Annotated in this window: 16 protein-coding genes and 1 riboswitch; of the genes, 14 read left to right on the top strand and 2 right to left on the bottom strand. The window is 45.3% G+C overall.

From position 1 onward, the window contains the following. The first annotated feature begins 37 nt into the window (after positions 1 to 37). The 7 genes from AB1K91_RS14720 (at position 38) to AB1K91_RS14750 (ending at position 10,152) form a co-directional block, all read left to right on the top strand. Positions 38 to 1,342, top strand: a complete 1,305-nt coding sequence (locus tag AB1K91_RS14720; protein ID WP_413090829.1) for an ABC transporter substrate-binding protein — start codon at positions 38 to 40, stop codon at positions 1,340 to 1,342. A 61-nt stretch (positions 1,343 to 1,403) separates the two neighbouring features. Beyond that, positions 1,404 to 2,270 (top strand): carbohydrate ABC transporter permease, encoded by an 867-nt coding sequence (locus AB1K91_RS14725; RefSeq protein ID WP_413090831.1) that lies wholly within the window; start codon positions 1,404 to 1,406, stop codon positions 2,268 to 2,270. Then, complete coding sequence (locus AB1K91_RS14730) at positions 2,270 to 3,169, top strand: carbohydrate ABC transporter permease (RefSeq protein WP_413090833.1); 900 nt, start codon at positions 2,270 to 2,272, stop codon at positions 3,167 to 3,169. Before AB1K91_RS14725 ends, AB1K91_RS14730 begins: the two co-directional genes overlap by 1 nt. Positions 3,170 to 3,191: 22 nt before the next feature. Next, entirely contained in the window at positions 3,192 to 6,197 is a 3,006-nt protein-coding gene (locus AB1K91_RS14735; protein ID WP_413090835.1) for a family 78 glycoside hydrolase catalytic domain, read from the top strand. 173 nt (positions 6,198 to 6,370) lie between these two features. Continuing rightward, positions 6,371 to 6,796, top strand: coding sequence for a DUF1801 domain-containing protein (locus AB1K91_RS14740; protein WP_413090837.1), 426 nt, complete (start codon positions 6,371 to 6,373; stop codon positions 6,794 to 6,796). Positions 6,797 to 6,981: 185 nt separating this feature from the next. Further along, positions 6,982 to 7,089, top strand: a riboswitch (SAM riboswitch). Between the two features lie 104 nt (positions 7,090 to 7,193). Further along, on the top strand, positions 7,194 to 8,474 hold the full coding sequence (locus AB1K91_RS14745; RefSeq protein WP_413090911.1) for a Na+/H+ antiporter NhaC family protein: 1,281 nt from the start codon (positions 7,194 to 7,196) through the stop codon (positions 8,472 to 8,474). Between the two features lie 328 nt (positions 8,475 to 8,802). Next, complete coding sequence (locus tag AB1K91_RS14750) at positions 8,803 to 10,152, top strand: aspartate kinase (RefSeq protein WP_413090839.1); 1,350 nt, start codon at positions 8,803 to 8,805, stop codon at positions 10,150 to 10,152. 16 nt (positions 10,153 to 10,168) lie between these two features. On the opposite strand, the gene AB1K91_RS14755 is transcribed toward AB1K91_RS14750, so the two are convergent. Both AB1K91_RS14755 and AB1K91_RS14760 read right to left on the bottom strand, forming a co-directional pair. After that, a complete protein-coding gene (locus AB1K91_RS14755) occupies positions 10,169 to 10,918 on the bottom strand; it encodes a 3'-5' exonuclease (RefSeq protein WP_413090841.1) in 750 nt (249 codons plus the stop codon). Continuing rightward, positions 10,915 to 12,828 (bottom strand): DUF294 nucleotidyltransferase-like domain-containing protein, encoded by a 1,914-nt coding sequence (locus tag AB1K91_RS14760; protein ID WP_413090843.1) that lies wholly within the window; start codon positions 12,826 to 12,828, stop codon positions 10,915 to 10,917. The genes AB1K91_RS14755 and AB1K91_RS14760 overlap by 4 nt, the downstream gene beginning before the upstream one ends. A 96-nt stretch (positions 12,829 to 12,924) precedes the next feature. Between AB1K91_RS14760 and AB1K91_RS14765 the strand changes: the two genes are divergently transcribed. From AB1K91_RS14765 to AB1K91_RS14795, 7 genes are read left to right on the top strand one after another with little or no spacing between them, the layout of a single operon-like run. Continuing rightward, positions 12,925 to 14,940 carry a sigma 54-interacting transcriptional regulator gene (locus AB1K91_RS14765; RefSeq protein ID WP_413090845.1) on the top strand — a complete coding sequence of 672 codons (2,016 nt, stop codon included), beginning with the start codon at positions 12,925 to 12,927 and terminating at the stop codon, positions 14,938 to 14,940. Between the two features lie 18 nt (positions 14,941 to 14,958). Beyond that, complete coding sequence (locus tag AB1K91_RS14770) at positions 14,959 to 15,861, top strand: phosphate acyltransferase (protein ID WP_413090846.1); 903 nt, start codon at positions 14,959 to 14,961, stop codon at positions 15,859 to 15,861. 11 nt (positions 15,862 to 15,872) lie between these two features. After that, a complete protein-coding gene (locus tag AB1K91_RS14775) occupies positions 15,873 to 16,967 on the top strand; it encodes a Glu/Leu/Phe/Val family dehydrogenase (RefSeq protein WP_413090848.1) in 1,095 nt (364 codons plus the stop codon). 18 nt (positions 16,968 to 16,985) lie between these two features. Further along, positions 16,986 to 18,068 (top strand): butyrate kinase, encoded by a 1,083-nt coding sequence (gene buk, locus AB1K91_RS14780; RefSeq protein ID WP_413090850.1) that lies wholly within the window; start codon positions 16,986 to 16,988, stop codon positions 18,066 to 18,068. Between the two features lie 12 nt (positions 18,069 to 18,080). Next, positions 18,081 to 19,502, top strand: a complete 1,422-nt coding sequence (gene lpdA, locus AB1K91_RS14785; RefSeq protein WP_413090852.1) for a dihydrolipoyl dehydrogenase — start codon at positions 18,081 to 18,083, stop codon at positions 19,500 to 19,502. Beyond that, positions 19,495 to 20,520: a thiamine pyrophosphate-dependent dehydrogenase E1 component subunit alpha gene (locus AB1K91_RS14790; protein ID WP_413090853.1), complete on the top strand. Its 1,026-nt coding sequence runs from the start codon at positions 19,495 to 19,497 to the stop codon at positions 20,518 to 20,520. The genes lpdA and AB1K91_RS14790 overlap by 8 nt, the downstream gene beginning before the upstream one ends. 12 nt (positions 20,521 to 20,532) lie before the next feature. Then, complete coding sequence (locus AB1K91_RS14795) at positions 20,533 to 21,516, top strand: alpha-ketoacid dehydrogenase subunit beta (protein WP_413090855.1); 984 nt, start codon at positions 20,533 to 20,535, stop codon at positions 21,514 to 21,516. The last annotated feature ends 2 nt before the right edge of the window (positions 21,517 to 21,518 follow it).

The following is a 21,518-nucleotide window of genomic DNA, read 5'->3' on the forward strand; positions in this document are numbered from 1 at the left end:
GTGTAAAGAAATTAATCAAAAGCAATGGAGGGATAAAATGAACAAGTTAAAGAAGTTTCTTTCCTTGTTTTGTGTAACAGTGTTTCTCGTTGGCTTATTAGCGGGATGCGGGGGTGCAAATTCTTCATCAACTTCAGGCGAAGAGGATACGGTGACCGTCCTTATTTCCAATGATTCATCTAGGGCTGCAATCGAGGCAGTAACAGATTATATAGAAGAAGAGTATGGAATCAAAACCGTATTCGAAACAAGACCTGGTGGTACAGAAGGCGATAATATCATGAAAACGCGCCTAGCCACTGGTGATATGGCTGATATTGCCTTCTACAACTCTGGATCTTTACTGCAAGCGTTGAATCCAGCGCAGAACTTTGTCGATTTAAGCAGAGAACCGTATATGGATAAAGTACTCGATACGTTTAAAGATACTGTTTCCGATGATAGTGGTGCGATTTATGGTATTCCAGCTACCTCTGTCATGGTGGGGGCTTGGTTTTATAATAAAAAAGTGTATGAGGAGCTAGGCTTGGAGGTTCCGAAAACGTGGGATGAACTCATGGCCAATAATGAAAAAATCAAAGCGGCAGGTAAAACAGCTGTAATTGGAACATACAAAGAAACGTGGACCAGTCAGCTGATTGTATTAGGTGATAACTACAATGTGTTGGCGGAGGATCCGTCCTTCCCGGAAGAATATACGGCAAACAAAGCGAAATTGGCCACTACTCCTGCTGCCCTGCGCAGCTTTGAAAAATTGCAGGAAGTCTATGATGAAGGGTACATGAACGAAGACTTCCTGGCAACCAACTATGACACTGGAATCAAAATGCTCGCTGAAGGCACCGGTGCTCATTATCCCATGCTGTCACAGGTGTTACCGCTTCTTGCAACAAATTACCCGGACCAGCTGAATGATATCGGTGTATTTCCTCAGCCAGGTGATAGTCCGGAAAAAAATGGATTTACGGCCTGGATGCCGCATGCCTTCTATTTGAATAAAAATGGTGAAAAAGTGGAGACGGCGAAGAAATGGGCAGCAGCTTTCCTCTCCGATGAGGGAATAAAGAGATTCGTCGAGGCAGCTTCATTGGACGGACCATTGGCAGTTGAAGGAGTGGAACTTCCGGCTGATGTTCCACAGGCGGTAAAAGATATGCTGCCGTATTTTGAAGAAGGCAATACGGCTCCAGCCCTGGAATTCTTAAGTCCGCTTAAAGGGCCAAATCTTGAACAAATTACAACCGAAGTGGGAAGCGGCGGTAAAACGGCAAAAGAAGGAGCGGAACTTTACGATCAAGATGTAGAGAAACAAGCAAAACAACTTGGATTGGAAGGATGGTAGGAGTGAATAGCAAGGGTACCTTATCCGTACGGGTACCCGTGATGAAAGGAGAGACTAGATCGTGCGAAAAGTGAAATCGAACCCGTACACGTACTTCTTTTTACTGCCGGCAGCCGCTGTTTATCTTATCTTCTTCATCTTACCGACTATATTGTCCTTTTTCTTCAGTATGACATGGTGGACGTTAACGGATTGGAAGTTTATCGGTCTGGAGAATTTTAAGGTATTCCTATCGGAACCTTCCATGAACATCGGTTTTCGGAATACAGTCATTTATGCAGTCGTTACAAGCGGATTGAAGGTCATTCTGGGACTGCTGCTCGGTGTATTCCTTAGTATGCGTCTGCGTTCGGTAGGTTTCATCCGCTCCATGGTTTTCTTTCCTGCCCTCCTCAGTACCATAGCTGTCGGAATTGCATTTTCCACCTTGATGCATCCGTCACAGGGAATGATCAATGCCGCGCTCTCATTTTTAGGTGTCGCAGGTCCTGATTGGCTTGGTGATACAAAAATTGCATTGCTTTCTGTCGCTTTAGTCGATGTGTGGAAAGGGGTCGGTATCGCGACGGTCATCTTCATAGCGGGAATCATGTCCATTCCGCAGGAGTATCATGAAGCACTCTCGATTGATGGGGGAAATGCATGGCATCGATTTCGGAATATCACGCTGCCCCTTAGCCGGCCAGCTATGAATACGGTGATCATTTTATCCTTTATTGGAGGTCTTCGTACATTCGATTTGATTTGGACCATGACAAAGGGAGGACCAGGATTCAGCACGGATATCATCGCTTCTATCATTTACAAGCAATATCAAGCAGGTTTTTACGGGATTTCAACAGCAGGTAATGTGATCCTGTTCATCGTGGTAGCTGCACTGGCCTTTCCGTTATATCTCTACTTGAACAGAAAAGAGGTGGATATGTAATGGCTAAAATGATGGTCTCCCCGTCCATGCTGGAAAAGAAGCCAAGTGCTCGGAGAACAGCTAAACAGAAAAAGAGCAGAACGGCAGGAAGATTAATTGCAGAAGTATTTGCGGTGGCAGTGACCATTCTGCTATTTGGTATTCCGTTGTATTTTGTATTTGTAAATGCTGCGAAAGACACGCAAGAGTCCTCCTTGCTCAATATGTCATGGCCAAGTACATTTCAGCTGATGGAGAATATTCAGCTGGTATTTGCCGCCGAAAATGGAATGATTCTGCGGGCGTTTTTCAATAGTGCCGTGATTACGATTGTTTCGATCGTATTGCTCATCCTTTTTGGTGCAATGGCGGGCTATGTGTTACATCGTAAACGTACAAAAAGCACCCCATTCATCAATTTTTTGATTTTGGTGGGACTTATCATTCCGCCCGCAGTGGTACCGACTATCTGGGTATTGGAAAGTATCGGTCTTTTCAAGACGATGCCGGGCATCATCCTGGTCGAAGTCGCACTGCATCTGCCATTCACCGTCATGCTTTATCGAGCCTTTATGGCAACCATACCGAAACAGCTGGATGAGGCGGCAGTGATAGACGGCTGTGGAAAGCTGAGGCTGTTTTTCTCTATCATTATGCCGCTGTTAAAACCTGTGTCGGCAACTGTCATCGTGCTTACGGCGGTCGGAGTCTACAACGATTTCGTTAATCCGCTTTACTTTTTCCCGGGGGCAGAAAATGCGACCTTACAGCTCACGCTTTACAATTTTATGAGTTTGTACAGCACACAATGGAATTTGCTGTTTACAAATATTCTTCTCATTTCGCTGCCGCCGCTTGTATTGTTTATTTTCTTCAATAAACGGATTGTAGCGGGGATGACAGCAGGTTCGATCAAGTAATATTTTTTGGGGAGGTTTCTTTATGAGAAAACAAGCAACAGTTGTAGGTGATTTAAGGGTGGAATATCGAATCAGGCCAATGGGAATTGATGCAGAAAAACCACGTTTCAGCTGGAATATGACATCTGCTGGTTCAGGTCAAAAGCAAACAGCATATCAAATCTTAGTCGCACAGAGTCCGGACCGCTTGACTCCTCAGGCTGCAGACCATTGGGATAGCGGGAAAGTAAAATCCGATATATCTGTTGCCGTACATTATGCAGGGAAGGAGCTCTTGCCTTCTTCCAAGTACTACTGGAAAGTCCTCGTTTGGGATGAAGAAGAAACCCTGATAGAGTCAGAGGAAAGCTTTTTTGAAACAGGGCTGTTCAGTGAACATGCAATGGAAAATTGGAGTAAAGCAAAATGGATAGCAATGGCTGGGAAGAAGGATAAAAAAGCAAGTGCCGTGATGTTTCGCAGTGAAGTGAAGCTTCCTAAAAAAGTGAAAGAAGCAAGGCTTTATGTAACTGCACTCGGGGCTTATACAATTTTTGTGAACGGAAATAAAATGGGATTCCTTCAAGAAGATAACACAGTTGCCGAGGAACTGCTGACACCAGGCTGGACGAATTATGATAAAACCATTCATTATTTCACTTACGATGTTACCAAGCATCTTGCCGCCGGGGAAAATATATTAGCTGCTCAAGTTGGTAATGGCTGGTATAACGGCAGGATCGGGGAGGGAAGCACCTACTATAAAGAGGATGGGAATGACCTGGGGCTGCTTGTGAAATTAGCGGTGACTTTTGAAGATGGTTCGGCGGAAATAATCATTTCTGATACAAACGGTCAATGGAAAGCAACAGATCAAGGACCTATTCGAGAAAATGATATATACGATGGCGAAGTGTACGATGCAACAATGGAGCTGGATGGATGGCTGGAAAAAGGATATGATGACGCGGCATGGTCTTCGGTTAAGGAGCATTCTTTCCCGGCATCTTTTCCGAAGGCAAAACTTAAAGCTTATCCGGCTAAACCTGCCCTCATACTGACAGAACTTGAACAGCAGCCGGAGTCCATTACTGTATATCATGGTGTTTTGCCCGATTACCAAGGGGAAAATGGCCGTGGAAAGATTAAAATCGTAAGAGAGTATCAGCCCTCCGATTTGGGCAAAGGCTTTACATTAAAGCATGGGGAAACTGCAATCATCGACTTGGGACAGAATATGGTCGGTGTACCAAGCTATACGGTAAAGGGAGAAATGGGAACGCAAATTCAAATCCGATTCGGTGAAATCACGAATGATGATAGTAAGGGCGCGGATGGTCCTGAAGGCTCTGTTTATTTTGAGAATCTCAGGACTGCCAAGCAAACAAGTCTTTATACGTTAAAAGGGGAAGCAGCTGGAGAAATTCATCAGGATTCCATGACTTTCTATGGTTTTCGGTTTGCAGAGATTAAGGTGCTGACAGCCGATGCATCGGTGGAAATTTTACAATTTACCGGGAAGGTGGCATCTTCGTCCATTGATGACACGGGGAAATTACTAACTTCTAATGATGCTGTGAATCAGCTTTATCATAATGTGAAGTGGGGACACAGAGGAAATTACTTCTGGGTTCCAACCGACTGCCCGCAGCGCGACGAACGCTTAGGCTGGACTGGTGATACACAAGTTTTTGCCAATACTGCTCTATATAATGCAGAATCTGTCCTGTTTTTGGAATCGTATATGGATACCCTCGTAGATTCACAGGACTTGTATGGATTCGATCGAGCTTCCTTCACTTCCGTTGCGCCCGGAGGAAAATGGGCAAATCTCAATAGTTATGCCAGGACTGGGAAGGGGCCAAAAGGCCAAGCAGGCTGGGCCGAAGTAGGAATCATCCTTCCGTGGACAATCTGGCAAATGACAGGTGATGACAGCAGTATCAAGAAGCATTACCCTGCCATGGTGAAGTACATGGACTGGCTGTACAGCTTATCCGGTGACAGCTATCGTGGAGCTGCAGGTATCGGTGACTGGCTGGCATTTCAAGGAAGCGGAAATCAATTTGTGAGTGATATCTATTACGCCTATGCTGCCGATTTGATGAGCAGCATGGCGAGACATATTGGCAGAGATGAGGACGCGGGAAAATACGAAGTGCTGTTCACGAACATCAAAGCAGCTTTTATCAAGCATTATATTGCAGAGGATGATCAAAAGAACCCTGTAATCAAATCATCCCTGATGGAGAATCCAGAAGATATATTCGAAGAAGGGATAGACGTATATAAAGCAACGAAAGAGGATAACAGCCAATTTGCATTACTTTGGGTATTAAAGCTTGGCCTCTATGAGAACCAGGAGCAAAAAGCGAATTTTATAGAGTTATTAAAGGAAAATATCAAAAATGATGCAGCATACAAAGCTGCGCATCCAGACAGCACTCGCGTAAAGTATGCGGAGAATACTTTATCTGTAGGATTTCTTGGTGTTCATGTGATAGCTCCTGTTTTATCGGATATTGGCAGTTCGGATCTTGCTTATAGTTTATTGCTTCAAGATCAGATGCCTTCTTGGCTGTATTCTGTAAAAAATGGGGCTACAACGATTTGGGAGCGATGGAATTCATACTCCAAGGAAGATGGTTTCGGTTATGTTGGGATGAATTCATTTAATCACTATGCTTATGGAGCTATTGCAGAATGGATGTATAAGTATATGGCAGGCATCAGCAATGATCCGGATAAGCCAGGATTCAAACATATTCTATTACAGCCTGTCGTTGATGAAAGCAAACGAATCACGGTCGTTCAAGGGGAATATGATTCTGTTTATGGAGTCATTAAAAGCGGATGGAGAATAAATGGTGATAGCGTATCTTATAAAGTGACGATTCCAGCAAATACGACAGCAACTTTAAAACTCCCAGCCGGAAAAGAGACGCGGGAAGCGGACGATGCGAGCGTGACCTTTAAAGGGATTCAGGAAGGAAAAGCTGTGTATGAATTAGACTCTGGAAGTTACGAATTCAAAATGAAGCTATATTAAAAAAGAGGGAAGCTGTCGAGTATTCGACAGCTTTTTTTGTTGATTGATCATGTAAACTAAAAGAGTATGTGAGTTTAAAAAGGAGATGGAAGATACTTATCGAAAGTAATGAGGAAACTGTCTATTATCTTTCACTTAGTTTGATACTTTTAGTGCTTGGGAGGATGACTAATTTGCCATATGAACTTAAAACAAAGGAAACAGACAATAGTGTGACACAGTTTATTGAGGCGGTTGATAATCCAAAAAAACGAGAAGATGCGTATAAGCTGCTGGATATTTTTACAGAGGTAACGGGCTATGAAGCGAAAATGTGGGGTACGAGTATTATCGGATTTGATTCTTATCATTACCGTTATGGAAGCGGACACGAAGGAGATGCTCCGCTTGTGGGATTCTCTCCAAGAAAAGCCAATATCAGTCTCTATCTAGCTCCAGGTGAACCGGGGCGAGAAGTGCTATTACACAAACTCGGGAAGCATAAGACTGGAAAAGCATGTGTGTATATCAACAAAATCGCAGATATTGATGTAGTTGTCCTGAATCAATTGATTCGGAATTCAGTTGTTTTTCTTAGAAAGATGTATCCTGAATCTTAGAAAAGCAAGCACGGAAAAAAGCTGTCCAAAACTGGACAGTTTTTTTCCGTTGAAATATAGTGATGTTCTTTTAACCCTATTCATCATTCCTCAAAAAGTAAAAAATACCCATAAAATTTTTGTTGATATAGTGATGCGAATCCTGTATTCTCTAATTTATTGCGACAAATAAATAGGATTTTTTCTTCTTATTAAGAGAGATGGAGGGACTGGCCCGATGAGATCTCGGCAGCGGAACTTAGTGATTAAGTTGCTGTGCCAAATCCAGCAAGCCGATGCTTGGTAGATAAGAGGAGTGTTTTATAATGATAAGGCCTCTTCTTGTTCGTCAAGATGAGGTCTTTTTTATGTGGAAAAACGAACAAAAGACTTGTCGCATATTTTTGGAGGTGGAAGAATGAAGAAAGGAAATCCATGGGCGCTGATCCCATTTGTTGTTTTTTTAATTCTGTTTATTGGTTCAGGGGTCATTACAGGTGATTTTTACGCGTTTCCTGTGATAGTAGCGATTGTCATTGCGGGTGCAGTGGCTTTGGCAATGAATCGAAAAGAAACGTTTGCGCGAAAGGTTGATATTTTTTGCCAAGGTGCAGGAAACTTGAATGTCATGCTAATGGTCGTTATTTTTCTTTTGGCTGGAGCTTTTTCAGGAGTGACAAAAGGCATGGGTGCTGTAGACTCTACTGTTAACTTTGCGTTATCATTTGTGCCGCAAAACCTTCTTGTCATGGGCTTGTTTGTCATCGCCTGCTTTATCTCCCTGGCAATGGGCACATCAGTAGGTACGATCGTTGCACTGGCGCCAATTGGAGTCGGGATAAGCGAACATACCGATCTTTCTATGGCTCTTGTAATGGCTGCAATCATTGGTGGCTCCATGTTTGGTGATAATTTATCCTTTATCTCAGATACGACCATTACTGCTGTTCGATCGCAAGGTGTTCGAATGAAGGATAAGTTTAAGGTGAACTTTTGGATTGTCCTGCCGGCAGCTATTGTAACAAGTATCATCTTAGGTATTATCACAATGGGTGAAACGGCACAAGTGGAGCATGTAAGCTATAGTTGGATAAAAATACTTCCTTACATTTTGGTTATTGTCTTTGCATTAGCTGGAATGAATGTTTTCCTTGTTCTGGCGTCAGGTATTGTTCTTGCTGGGGCTGTTGGTTTAGTGGATGGCAGCTATCATGTGATGGACCTTTTCCAAACGATGGGCGAAGGAATGGCAGGCATGTATGAAATCGCCTTTCTTGCAATACTGATAGCTGGAATGGTCGAGGTTATTAAATATAATGGCGGAATTGATTATCTGCTTTACCTTTCCACACGAAGGATTAAATCGAAAAAGGGTGCTGAATTCAGCATTGCCGGTTTAGTTGGAATCACAGATTTATCGACGGCCAATAATACGATTTCTATACTGATTACTGGTCCGCTAGCTAAAAATATTGCGGATCAGTATGGGATTGAACGGCGGAAGACAGCAAGTATATTAGATATTTTCTCCTGCGCGATTCAAGGCCTTTTGCCATATGGAGGTCAAATACTGGCGGCTGCCAGCGTAGCTGGAATATCACCAGTCAGTATTTTGCAATACTCTTTCTATCCAGTACTCATTGGAGTTTGCGGAATCATCGCTATCCTGATCGGATACCCAAAAAAGAATAACGCCTGATAAAATGAACTGCACAGACTTGTTACTGTGCAGTAGTTTTCATTGAATTGCATTTCAGATCCATAGATAAGGATAGGTTCCGATCTCTATTCTGATAGGATCAGGACAAAAATCGAAGAAGGGAGGAAGGGCGTTGCATGTTGTACCCTATGTAACGCCCTTCATTTTTAATCAACCTCCTGCAAAGTGATTTTGTTAACCATAATATAATTATGTAAACACGCTTTGTCGATTTTTTCTCAAAATTATGTCTTTCATCTAGCCAGCAGAAGAAACTCTATGATACTATTTTACCTATGTAAAGAAAAAGCGTAATGGAGAGAGACACATGAAGGTAGCAAAATTTGGTGGTAGTTCAGTAGCAAGTGCGGAGCAGCTCCGTAAAGTAGCGCAAATCGTGAAAGAAGATCAGGAGCGGAAGTTCATCGTTGTTTCTGCACCAGGTAAGCGGAATAAGGCAGATACTAAGGTGACGGATTTACTGATTGCCATTGGTGAGGCGCATAACAAAGGGGAAGACGTCAGTTCACAAGTAGAAAAAGTCCTGTCGCGTTTCCGTTTTATCGTCGAGGAATTAGGGCTGGATAATATTCTTATTGAGCAGATAGCCGACCATCTGAAAGGTATCCTGGCTGATTCGATTCCTGCTGTGAATAAGATGGATGCATTGAAGGCGACAGGGGAAGATTCCCTAGCCAAGGTATTCAGTGCGTATCTCAATAAATTAGGTGTGCAAGCGGCCTATGTGAATCCTCAAGAAGCAGGTTTGCTGGTGAGAGAAGAATTAGGCGGTGCACGTATTTTGGATGAGAGCTTCGAGCTTTTATACAAACTTCGCGACCGTGAGGGTGTGCTGGTCATTCCTGGTTTCTTCGGTTATACGAAGGAAGGGAAGCTTGCGACCTTCCCAAGGGGCGGATCGGATATTACTGGCTCCATCGTAAGTGCAGGCGTCAAAGCTTCATTGTATGAAAACTTCACCGATGTGGATAGCGTGTACAGTGTGAACCCGAATATCGTTGATCATCCAAAGGAAATCAATACATTGACTTACCGTGAAATGCGGGAATTGTCTTATGCAGGTTTCTCAGTCTTCCATGATGAAGCACTGATTCCTGCGTTCCAGGCGAAAATACCTGTGTGTGTGAAAAACACGAATAATCCTTCAGCGCCGGGAACGATGATTGTTGCAAAAAGGGAAGTATCAGGTAATCCTGTCATTGGCATTGCGAGTGATACAGGCTTCCTGAGCATCTATATCAGCAAATACTTGATGAACCGGGAGCTTGGTTTCGGCCGGAAGTTATTGCAGATACTCGAGGAAGAAAACATTTCCTTCGAGCATGCACCTTCGGGTATCGATGATATGAGTGTCATCCTTAGGGAAAGTCAGCTGCCGCCGGATAAAGAAGCGGTGGTCGTCCGCCGTCTCAAAGAGGAACTGAATGCCGATCAGGTGTCCATCGACCGTGATCTTGCGATGATCATGATTGTCGGGGAAGGGATGATCGAAACAATCGGTGTCTCCAGTACAGCGACAAAGGCATTTACCGATGCGAATGTGAACATCGAAATGATCAACCAAGGCTCCTCTGAAGTATCCCTGATGTTTGGTGTCAAAGCCGATCAGATCAATGAAGCAGTACAATCATTGTATAAAGCCTTTTTCCAAAAATAAAAAATCCGGACAACGTCTATAATGGCGTTGTCCGGATTTTCTTTTTAATTTTACTCAGCGGAAGCTGAAGCCCTGCATAATCGTTGATACCTCTTTCGGATGCCAGCTTCAGTAAGTAAACGAATATTTCGGCTGTCATTTTCGCATCCGTCAGTGCATGATGACGATCGAGCTGCTGGATTTGGAAGCGGCTGATTAAGCTTTCCAGGCGACTTTGCCTTCTTTTGAAAAACATCCTCGCCATGATTTGGGAATCAAGCGTGTAACATGACAATGGCGGCAGTTTATACAGCTTCAGCATCGTCTGGATGAACCGGATATCAAAGGAAGCTGGATGGGCGACAAGAATGGTGTCTTTACTGTAATCCAGGAAACGTTCCATCACTTCCGGGAAAGAAGGTGATGCTTCTAGCTCGTCAGGATCAAGTTTGGTAAGTTTGATGATTTTCTTTGGTGTCTTCAGCATCGGCTTTGTCATCTCATAGAACGCATGATTTGACTGAATGACATTCCCCTTCAGCTGAACAGCTCCGATCGAGATCACTTCATGTCCCAAGTCAGGGAATATTCCGGTCGTTTCCAAATCAAAGACAGTAAACGTTTGTTCCTCGAAAGGGACTATCCGAAGAGAAGGGGACGGTCGATAATCAGTGAGCTTTTCATGCAGCCGTTGATGGGCGGGGGTATTGATATATGCTTTGCTCTTTATATGCTGTGTAAGCTTTCCATAGAGTATATAACGGAAAAGCTGAAAATCGATCATCATCCGTTCACCTTATTTCTATTAAGTCTCAATTCGAGCCCTTGCTGCATTCCTTTGGCAGCAGCAAGGGCATTTTTAAGCGTTTGCTTCTCTGACTTGTCCAGTTTTTTGAATGAAATCTGTGTAGAAAGCGGTTGGCCTGCCTCCAGCTGCTGCAAGTTCAGCTTTAAACGGAAAATGAGTAATTCATGAAGTGCCTGTGCAGCCAAGTCAGTGTCATTTTTGGACATATGATGATTCGATGTCAGATTATGAAGCCGACGTATCGTATGGACATCTTCTATACCATAGCCGACTGCGTAAACACGTACAGCATTGACAATCTGCATCATGGCGGATTGTTTCAAATTCAAGTATTTTTCTTTCGAGCTGGTGGAAACACGCCCGAATGCTTGCAAAGGAACGCGGATTTGCAATGTATCATGTATCAGCATCGGTTGTAGTCTAGCAGCATGCTGCATGCTATGTGTCAATTTCCGGCGAAGTTTAAATGCCAGATCGAAGTCACCGTACACTGGCCGGAAATCAATGAAAATCGTAAAATCCCGTACTTCCTGGGCATCCAGATTTCGAAGCCAAACATCGATCATATCCGACCATTGTGACAAGGAATGCCGCCATTTCTTTTCCTTGGCCATGATTCCGGCGCTGCATAGAGGGAAGCCACAGGCATCCAGCATGTGGTTGATTTTTGCTGTCAATCTTTCGAAATAACTTTCTATTTCGTCTTTGTGCTTCAATTCATCGTAATCAGCAAGAATGATCCCGTTGTCTTGGTCGGTGCTGAACCCTTGTTCTTTCCGGCCTTCACTGCCCATTACGATAAAGCAGTAGTTTATTTTGGGGCGGCCATAGCCTTCTGTTACCATTTCCCTTTCAGCAAGCTCGATAATCTGACGGTGCAGACGATCATTATAGCTGGAAATCAGTTCGGCAATATCATAGCCATACATGCGTTCGTCCACGAGCTGTTGGATGAATAGCTGGAATTGCTTATTGTTCATAGGGCTGAGGCTGGCCAATGTTTCGATTGAATCAGCGTTGGCAACCCTGTATGTGAGCTCGAAATAAACACTGTTCGAAACGTTCAGGAAAGAGGACTGACGAATAAATCCGACTGCCCGATTTCGGTGCAGCACTGGTATGGCGGCTGCGGGATGATGTTTCAAGTACGATAGAGCATCATAAATGAAGTCATGTTCCTGCACAAAGTAATAGTCTTTGTTCATGATCTGTCCCGCTGGTGCATCCAATCTGCCATTTTTCAAGGCATCGAATATTTGCCGATATCCGATCATTCCTTCGATATCCTGTTTGTTCCTGCTTACGGCAATTCCTTCCGTTTCAGCGTTTTGGAGCAGTTCTGCCGCTGCATAGACTGTTTCTTCTGGATGGATGAAAACAGGGCGCTCCATGAAGCTGGACACTCTTTTCTTGTAAAGGGCAGGTTCCGTTTGATCAGACAGATCGCTTGTTTTGTACTTCACTTCCTCATACAAGCTTTTCATCAATTGACTGACTCTCTCGAAAATTGCTTGGGAAAAGTGGGTGTTCTGCTGCATGGCCTGCTGGAAACTTGCCTTTGGGAAAGCGATCGATTTCGTATTTTCGGCTGCTTGTACTGCAATTTGCATTTCTTCTTGAGCCAATACTGTTAAAAGCCCGGCTAAATCACCTGGATAATCATATCGGACGGCAACTTGTTTTCCGTTAGCTTGATAAATGAAATTTTTTGCAACACCTGCTACAAAATAATGCACACTAGTATGAGCAGCGTCTTCGTTTGCAGTAATGATATATTCATTTATTTGGAATTCCTTAATTTCTGCCTGGTCAAATAAAGCAATTCTTTCTTTGTCCTCCAGAAGGGAAAATGGCAGGGTCTTAGCGTATAATACTGCTAGTTCTTTCAAGTTGGAGTCACTCCTTGCATGTCAAAAATCTTATTATTGCTAATTTCTGCAGGGTGGTATACGCTATATATGTGCAAAACTTTGCAGGATGTGATCATGTTGAAACACTTACTCATTATTGGTGCCGGAGAGGAAGCAGTTCAATTAATTAAACTGTTCCAGCGATCAGAGTCTTTCCGGATAGCCGGTTTGGCCGTTAAAAGACCGAGCCCGATTATAAAATATCAAGCAGAACGACTGAATATCCCACTTTGGAAAGACGTGACGGCAGAATCGCTCGAGCAGGTCGACTTTGTGCTGGAAACCTCAGAAAGATTGGCAGATTATCTTGATCCGACAAACTGCAAGGCAGAGATCATATCTGGACAAAGTGCACAACTGATGCTTGCATTCGCATCTATAGAAGATACAGAGAAAACTTCTACATATAATAACCAGCAATTTCGCAGTAAAACGCTGGAGTACTTGCATGAGGGGGTCCTGTGCATCAATCGCCAGGACGAGATTATGTATGTAAACGAAGCAGCTGAAAAACTGCTTGGCAAAAAGAAACCCCAGTTGATAGGGACATCCATAGAAAATCTTCTACCCGGTTCAAGGCTTCCTGAAACCATCCGGACAAGAGAGCGTTTTGTGGATGAACAGCTCACGCTTTTGAACGGTAACCAGATTGTCTATACCTGTGCGCCGCTTGAAAATGATCAGGAGGCAGTGACAGGGGCTTTCATGGTGATGAAGAAAACAATCGACATAGTTGCCCTAGCCGAAAAACTTACCGATGTCCGCGAAGTGAAATCGATGCTGGAAGCGATCATTGACGCTTCGCAGGAGGCGATCAGTGTCGTCGATGAAAATGGTATCGGTTTGATCGTCAACCCTGCCTACACGCGGCTCACCGGTTATACACCAGAGCAGATTGTCGGAAAACCGGCGGTAACGGACATCATGGAAGGGGAGAGTTTGCATATGCAGGTTCTCCGGACACGCAGACCAGCTGCAGGGGCCAGGATGCGGGTTGGGAAACATGGGAAGGAAATGATGGTCAATGCGGCACCGATCATTGTCGATGGAAAGCTGCGGGGAAGCGTCGGCGTCCTGCATGATATTTCGGAACTGCATGAACTGCAGGATGAAGTGCAGCGTGCCCGCAAAATCATCCGCAGCCTGGAAAACAAATACACGCTGAAGGATGTCGTTTCCGAATCGGATAGCATGCAAGTGACACTCGAGCAAGTCAAATTCGCTGTCAATGCTGACGCACCTTGTCTTTTGCGCGGCGATGCCGGTGTGGGAAAAGGGATGTTTGCTGCCATCATCCATAATGAAAGCAAAAGACGCCATCGGCCGTACATTCGCATCGATTGTACAATCGGCAAAGAAGAGCTTTTGGAGAAACAACTATTCGGATCCCTGCGTGGCAGTCATGCAACCGGGATGATCGAAAAAAGTGATGGCGGGACTCTTTTCCTTGATGATGTCGATAGTATGCCGCTCCGAATACAGCAAAAGGTATCGGATTTCATGGATACAGGTGAGCTGAAGCTTGCTTCCGGTAAAACGAAAACGGTGGATGTCAGGATCATTGTAAGTGCACGTCATCCTTTGGAAAGGGCAGTTTTTGAGAAACGATTTCATGAGCCGTTTTTCGAGAAATTGAAACGAATCACAATATATATTCCAAGCTTGGCTGAACGGAGGAAGGATTTCGCAGGATTGTTATCCACAATCGTCCACAAGCAAAATCACTTGCTTCAGTCTTCGGTTCAATCCATCTCTGAACCTTCAATTGATGTATTGAAAGAAAAGAAATGGACCCATAATGTAAAAGAATTGGAAACGGCGGTAGTGCGAGCGATGACATTCATGGAGAAGACCGAACATATCATCCTGCCAAAACATCTCCAGATTTCCCCGGTTGATAACCAATCAAAGGCAGGAACACTGCAGGAACAAGTGGAAATGTTGGAGAAGCAACTGATAGAATCTGCCTTGCGAGCGAATGACTACAATAAGAAAGCGACAGCGGATCAGCTAGGTGTATCAATCCGGAATCTTTACTATAAGATGGATAAGTATGATTTTGATAGAAGTGGCATGCAAGATTTTTCGTAATGGGGAAGGAAGAATACGATGCATAAATTTACCGCTCTTGAAAAGATGGCAGCCGCAAAGCGGGGGAGTACGATAGCAATTGCGGCAGCAGATGACCCATCCATTCTTAAAGCAGTGAAGAATGCGGTCGATCGGCAGATGGCGTCCTTCTTACTGTATGGGGATATTGACCGTTTAAAACGGTTCATGAACGAAGAAGGACTGAGTGAAGACAGGATTACCTGTATTCACGCTTCGACTGCAGATCGGGCAGCAGATATGGCAATAGAAGCTTGGAAATCGGATAAGGCGGATTTACTGATGAAAGGTATTGTCAGTACGGATGTACTGGCAGGAAAGATATTGAAGGACAAATCGATGATCAAGTCCGGAAGCATCCTGTCACAGCTGGCTATATTCGATATTCCTTCTTATCATAAACTGCTTTTTTTGACGGATGCGGGAATCAATATCGCACCATCGATAGAGGTAAAGAAAAAAATCTTGACCAACGCTGTATCTGTTTTTTATAAGATGCTCCACTCGGAACCGAAAGTCGCTGTTCTTGCAGCCACAGAAAAGGTGAATCCGGCCATGCCGGCAACGACGGATGCTGCGCTGTTAACAGTCATGCAGCAGCGTGGTCAGCTTGAACATTGCCAAATAGATGGTCCGCTCGCACTGGATGCTGCGTTGTCTGCCCAGTCGGCTGCTACCAAGAAAATCGATTCAGCTGTTGCAGGAGATACGGATATCCTGCTAGTCCCGGAAATCGAAAGCGGAAATATGCTCTATAAATCATTCACCTATGCAGCAGGGGCAGTAAGTGCTTCCTTGCTCGTCGGGACAAAAACACCTGTCATCCTTACATCCCGTGCAGATGACAGCACCAGTAAATATTATGCAATATGCTTCGCGCTTGCGTCAGCATCCCTTGCCTAGGAGGAAATAAGATGAAAATCTTTGAAACATTGGAACAATACGATTACGAACAACTAGTCCTATGTCAGGACAAAGAATCCGGGTTGAAGGCAATCATCGCAATCCATGACACGACACTCGGCCCGGCGCTTGGCGGTACGAGAATGTGGACGTATGCAACAGAAGAAGAGGCAATCATTGATGCTTTACGATTGGCAAAAGGCATGACGTATAAAAATGCTGCTGCTGGACTGAATCTAGGCGGCGGAAAAACTGTCATCATCGGTGATCCGAAAAAAGATAAAAACGAAGCGATGTTCCGTGCTTTCGGCCGTTATGTGCAATCCTTGAATGGCCGTTACATCACAGCTGAAGATGTCGGTACGACAGTCGAAGATATGGAACTGATCCATACGGAAACGGATTTCGTAACCGGTATTTCCGCTGAATCCGGATCATCAGGCAATCCGTCTCCTGTTACTGCCTATGGTGTATATAAAGGAATCAAAGCATCTGCCAAAGAAGCATTTGGCGATGACAGCTTGGAAGGAAAAACGGTTGCCGTCCAAGGTGTAGGTAATGTCGCTTATGCATTGTGTGAGCACCTGCATGCAGAAGGTGCCAAACTGATTGTGACGGATATCAATAAAGAAGCAGTCCAAAAAGCAGTGGAAGCATTTGGAGCAACTGCAGTGGATCCGGATGATATCTATGGTGTCGAATGTGATATCTTTGCACCTTGTGCACTGGGAGCAGTGATCAATGATGATACATTGAAGGTGTTGAAAGCCAAAGTAGTAGCTGGTGCTGCGAACAACCAGCTCAAGGACGAACATCATGGGCAGATTTTGTTTGAACGGGGCATCGTCTATGCACCTGACTATGTCATCAATTCCGGCGGTGTCATCAATGTCGAGGATGAATTGCATGGCTACAACAGAGAGCGTGCCCTCCGCAAAGTAGAAACCATCTATGATAGCCTGCAGCGCGTATTCGAAATCGCAAAACGTGATGAAATCCCGACAAGCCTTGCAGCTGACAGAATGGCCGAGGAAAGAATCGAAACGATGCGCAGATCGAGAAGCCAATTCCTGCGTAACGGTCATCACACTTTAAGCAGAAGATAATTACGAGGGGGAAACCGCGTGCCAACAGCAGAAAACCGTATTTTAGCGATCAATCCAGGTTCTACTTCCACGAAAATCGGTGTGTTTGATGACGAGCATAACATTTTTGAACGAGTGATCCGCCATGATTTAGAAGATATCGGCGGGTATGAGAAAATTATGGATCAGTATCAATTTCGGAAACAAATCATCTTGGATGCATTGGATTTTGAAGGCATCAATGTATCCAAGTTGACTGCAGTATGCGCACGCGGTGGTCTGCTCCGTCCACTTGAAGGTGGTACATACCGCGTGAACGAAGCGATGCTTGCCGATTTAAAAACAGGCTATAATGGCGAGCATGCCTCCAATCTTGGAGGACTCATTGCTTATGAAATCGCAAGCAGCCTCCAGATCCCGGCCTTCATTACCGATCCTGTCGTAGTGGATGAACTTGCTCCACTCGCACGGCTCTCCGGCTTGCCTGGTGTAGAACGAAAAAGCATCTTTCACGCTTTAAATCATAAAGCCATCGCCCGCAAAGCTGCAGCTGCAAAGGAAAAGAGCTATGGGGAAGCAAACATCATCGTCGTGCATCTTGGCGGCGGGATTACTGTCGGTGCGCATCATCATGGCCGCGTCATCGATGTGAACAATGGTTTGAGCGGGGAAGGACCATACACTCCGGAACGTGCAGGGACGGTTCCTGCTGGTGATTTGATCGAGCTGGCTGTAAGCGGCGAATATACCAAAGATGAATTGATGAAAATGCTCACGACCAAGGGCGGGTTCATGGGTTATCTAGGAACAAACGACGGACGGCTTATTGCCGACCGAATCAAGAAGGGTGACCAAGAAGCAAGGCACATCTTCGAAGGTATGGTTTATCAGACCGCGAAGGAAGTCGGCGCCATGGGCGTTGTCCTTTCAGGCGATGTCGATGCAATTGCAGTGACTGGCGGGCTTGCGCATGATGATTTATTCATTTCCATGCTGAAGGACCGGGTCAGCTGGATCGCCGATGTGCTTGTGTATCCAGGTGAGAATGAGCTTCGTGCCTTGACAGAAGGTGCGCTTCGTGTCATGCGGAAAGAAGAAACGGCTAAAGTTTATGCCGTATAGGAGGCAGTAACAATGGTAAGAGAATATGACATTGTCATCTTAGGTGGCGGTACCGGTGGATATGTTGCCGCCATCCGTGCTTCCCAGCTGGGCTTGAAGACGGCGATCGTAGAAAAAGCAGAACTCGGCGGAACGTGCCTGCATAGAGGATGCATACCATCCAAGGCATTGCTCCGATCAGCAGAAGTGTACAGGCAAACGAAGGAAGCAGCAGCTTTTGGTATACATACATCAGATGTAAGCTTGAATTTTGCAGACGTACAACAAAGGAAAGAAGCTATCATCGATCAGCTGCACCGAGGGGTTCAGCATTTGATGAAAAAAGGAAAAATCGATGTTTTCCAAGGATACGGAAGAATCCTCGGACCATCCATCTTCTCTCCGACGGCAGGTACCATTTCTGTTGAATTTGCTGATGGAAGTGAAAACGAAATATTGGTACCGAAGAACGTGATTGTTGCAACAGGTTCCTCGCCACGACCTTTACCAGGTATCGAATTTGATGAATCCAAAATCCTCAGCTCTGAAGGGGCTTTAGCCATGTCGGAACTTCCGTCGAGCATGACGATCATCGGCGGAGGAGTCATCGGTATCGAGTGGGCATCCATGCTTCATGACCTCGGCACAAAGGTGACGGTACTGGAATACCAGGATCGCATCCTGCCGACAGAGGACGAACAAATCAGTAAAGAAATGTTCAAGCAGCTTAAAAAGCGCGGCATCTCGATTCATACGAATGTGCAAGTGGAGAGTGCTGCAGCGGATGACAATCAAGTGACGGTCAAAGCGCAAATGAATGGAGAGGAACAGGTTTTCGTTTCCGATAAGATCCTCGTATCTGTCGGCCGTTCAGCCAATGTCGGCGATATCGGGTTGAAAAATACCGAAATCCAGCTTTCTGAACAAGGATTCATCCAAGTTAACGATTATTACCAGACAAATGAATCGCACATCTATGCGATCGGTGATTGTGTCGGTGGTATGCAGCTGGCACATGTTGCTTCCAGGGAAGGCATTATCGCCGTCGAGCACATTGCCGGCGTTCAGACCGATGCGCTGGATTACAGCATGGTTCCTGCATGTGTCTATAGCTACCCGGAAACAGCAAGTGTCGGTTTGACGGAAACACAAGCGAAAACGGAAGGTTATGCAGTCAAGACAGGTAAAATGAGTTTCCAGGCAATCGGAAAAGCATTGGTATATGGTGAGACGGAAGGCTTCGTGAAGATCATCGCCGACGAGAAGACGAATGACCTGCTTGGTGTTCATATGATTGGTCCGCACGTGACGGACATGATCTCAGAAGCTGCACTAGCCAAACTACTGGATGCAACGCCATGGGAAATCGGTCAAAGTATCCACCCGCATCCGACATTAGCGGAAATCATCGGGGAAGCGGCACTCGCGGTCGACGGAAATCAAATTCATGGTTGAGATATTGAAGAAAGGGGGAGCGGCGATGTCAGAAACGAGACATGCTTCTCTTGGAATATCAGACGAAAAAGTATTGGAAATGTATAGATGGATGCTCCTGGCACGGAGAGTGGATGAACGGATGTGGCTGTTGAACAGGGCCGGCAAGATACCGTTTGTCATTTCGTGTCAAGGACAGGAAGCAGCGCAAGTCGGGGCTGCCTTGGCATTGGATAAGGATATTGATTATCTTTTGCCGTACTACCGTGATTTAGGACTGGTGATGCCATTCGGTATGACAGCAAAGGATCTCATGCTATCGGCATTTGCTAAAGCAGAGGATCCCAACTCGGGCGGACGGCAGATGCCCGGTCACTTCGGGAAAAAAGCTTCCCGCATCGTCACTGGTTCTTCACCGGTAACGACGCAGGTGCCGCATGCTGTCGGTTTCGCTTTAGCGGCCAAAATGGAAAAGAAACAGCTTGTCAGTTTTGTGACTTTGGGAGAAGGTTCCTCCAACCAAGGTGATTTCCATGAAGGATTGAACTTCGCTGGTGTCCATAAACTGCCCGTGATCACAATGGTACAGAACAATAAATATGCCATCAGTGTACCGCAGGAAAAACAGCTTGGCTGCGTGAATGTATCCGATCGGGCACAAGGGTACGGTATGCCGGGCTTCACAATTGATGGTAACGACCCATTGGCCGTGTATCAAGCTGTCAAAGAAGCGCGGGAACGAGCATTGAATGGGGAAGGTCCAACGCTCATCGAGACAGTCGGATACCGCCTCACTCCGCATTCCAGTGATGATGACGATATGACTTACCGTGAAAAGCAAGAAGTCGAGGAAGCACGCAAGAAAGATGGCTTGCTGACATTCGGAGCATACTTGCGCGAAACAGGTGTATTGTCTGAGGAACTGGAGAACCAGATGGAAGAAGAAATCAAACAAATCGTCAATGAAGCAACAGACTATGCTGAGCATGCCAAAGATCCGGAGCCGGAATCCGCACTGCTTCATGTGTATGCCGATTAAGGGGGAAAAACGATGCCAGTAATGTCCTATATCCAGGCAATCACGCAGGCGATGCGTGAAGAAATGGAAGCAGATGAAAAAGTATTCGTATTAGGAGAAGATGTCGGAAAAAGAGGCGGAGTATTCCGGGCTACCGATGGTTTGTATGATACATTCGGAGCAGAACGTACGCTTGACACGCCGCTTGCAGAATCGGCGATTGCCGGAGTCGCGGTAGGTGCTGCCATGTACGGCTTGAAGCCGATTGCTGAAATGCAATTCGCCGATTTCATCATGCCGGCAGTCAACCAAATTGTCTCAGAAGCAGCAAAAATCCGATATCGTTCCAATAACGACTGGACGTGTCCGGTCACCATCCGTGCACCTTATGGCGGCGGTGTACATGGTGCTTTGTATCATTCCCAATCCGTGGAGGCGGTGTTCGCCAACCAGCCAGGCCTTAAAATCGTCATGCCTTCCACGCCTTATGATGCAAAAGGTCTCTTGAAAGCAGCTATCCAAGATCCGGATCCGGTGTTGTTCTTTGAGCATAAAAGGGCTTACCGCCTCATCAAAGGCGAAGTACCAGCTGAGGACTATACGTTGCCGATCGGCAAAGCGGATGTAAAACGCGAAGGTTCAGATATTACGGTGATCACATACGGATTATGTGTCCATTTTGCACTGCAAGCAGCAGAAAAACTTGCAGCAGAAGGCATCGAAGCGCATATTCTCGACCTGCGCACCGTTTATCCGCTTGATAAAGAAGCAATCATCGAGGCAGCCTCCAAGACTGGTAAAGTCCTGCTTATTACAGAAGACAACAAAGAAGGCTCCATTATCGGGGAAGTGGCAGCTATCATCGGTGAAAACTGTCTCTTTGATTTGGATGCCCCGATTCAACGGCTGGCAGCACCGGACGTACCAGCGATGCCTTATGCGCCTAGTACAGAAAAATACTTCATGGTAAATCCAGCAAAAGTGGAAGCAGCCATGCGCGAATTAGCGGAATTCTAAAC

It is taken from the genome of Terribacillus jepli, assembly GCF_047228925.1.
Taxonomy (GTDB): domain Bacteria; phylum Bacillota; class Bacilli; order Bacillales; family Amphibacillaceae; genus Terribacillus.

What these genes read in the sequence shown, in the direction of transcription:
- AB1K91_RS14720 (WP_413090829.1), top strand. Translation starts at nt 38, where the DNA reads ATGAACAAGTTAAAGAAGTTTCTTTCCTTGTTTTGTGTAACAGTGTTT.
- AB1K91_RS14730 (WP_413090833.1), top strand. Translation starts at nt 2,270, where the DNA reads ATGGCTAAAATGATGGTCTCCCCGTCCATGCTGGAAAAGAAGCCAAGT.
- AB1K91_RS14735 (WP_413090835.1), top strand. Translation starts at nt 3,192, where the DNA reads ATGAGAAAACAAGCAACAGTTGTAGGTGATTTAAGGGTGGAATATCGA.
- AB1K91_RS14745 (WP_413090911.1), top strand. Translation starts at nt 7,194, where the DNA reads ATGAAGAAAGGAAATCCATGGGCGCTGATCCCATTTGTTGTTTTTTTA.
- AB1K91_RS14750 (WP_413090839.1), top strand. Translation starts at nt 8,803, where the DNA reads ATGAAGGTAGCAAAATTTGGTGGTAGTTCAGTAGCAAGTGCGGAGCAG.
- AB1K91_RS14755 (WP_413090841.1), bottom strand. Translation starts at nt 10,918, where the DNA reads ATGATGATCGATTTTCAGCTTTTCCGTTATATACTCTATGGAAAGCTT.
- AB1K91_RS14765 (WP_413090845.1), top strand. Translation starts at nt 12,925, where the DNA reads ATGTTGAAACACTTACTCATTATTGGTGCCGGAGAGGAAGCAGTTCAA.
- AB1K91_RS14770 (WP_413090846.1), top strand. Translation starts at nt 14,959, where the DNA reads ATGCATAAATTTACCGCTCTTGAAAAGATGGCAGCCGCAAAGCGGGGG.
- AB1K91_RS14775 (WP_413090848.1), top strand. Translation starts at nt 15,873, where the DNA reads ATGAAAATCTTTGAAACATTGGAACAATACGATTACGAACAACTAGTC.
- lpdA (WP_413090852.1), top strand. Translation starts at nt 18,081, where the DNA reads ATGGTAAGAGAATATGACATTGTCATCTTAGGTGGCGGTACCGGTGGA.
- AB1K91_RS14790 (WP_413090853.1), top strand. Translation starts at nt 19,495, where the DNA reads ATGGTTGAGATATTGAAGAAAGGGGGAGCGGCGATGTCAGAAACGAGA.
- AB1K91_RS14795 (WP_413090855.1), top strand. Translation starts at nt 20,533, where the DNA reads ATGCCAGTAATGTCCTATATCCAGGCAATCACGCAGGCGATGCGTGAA.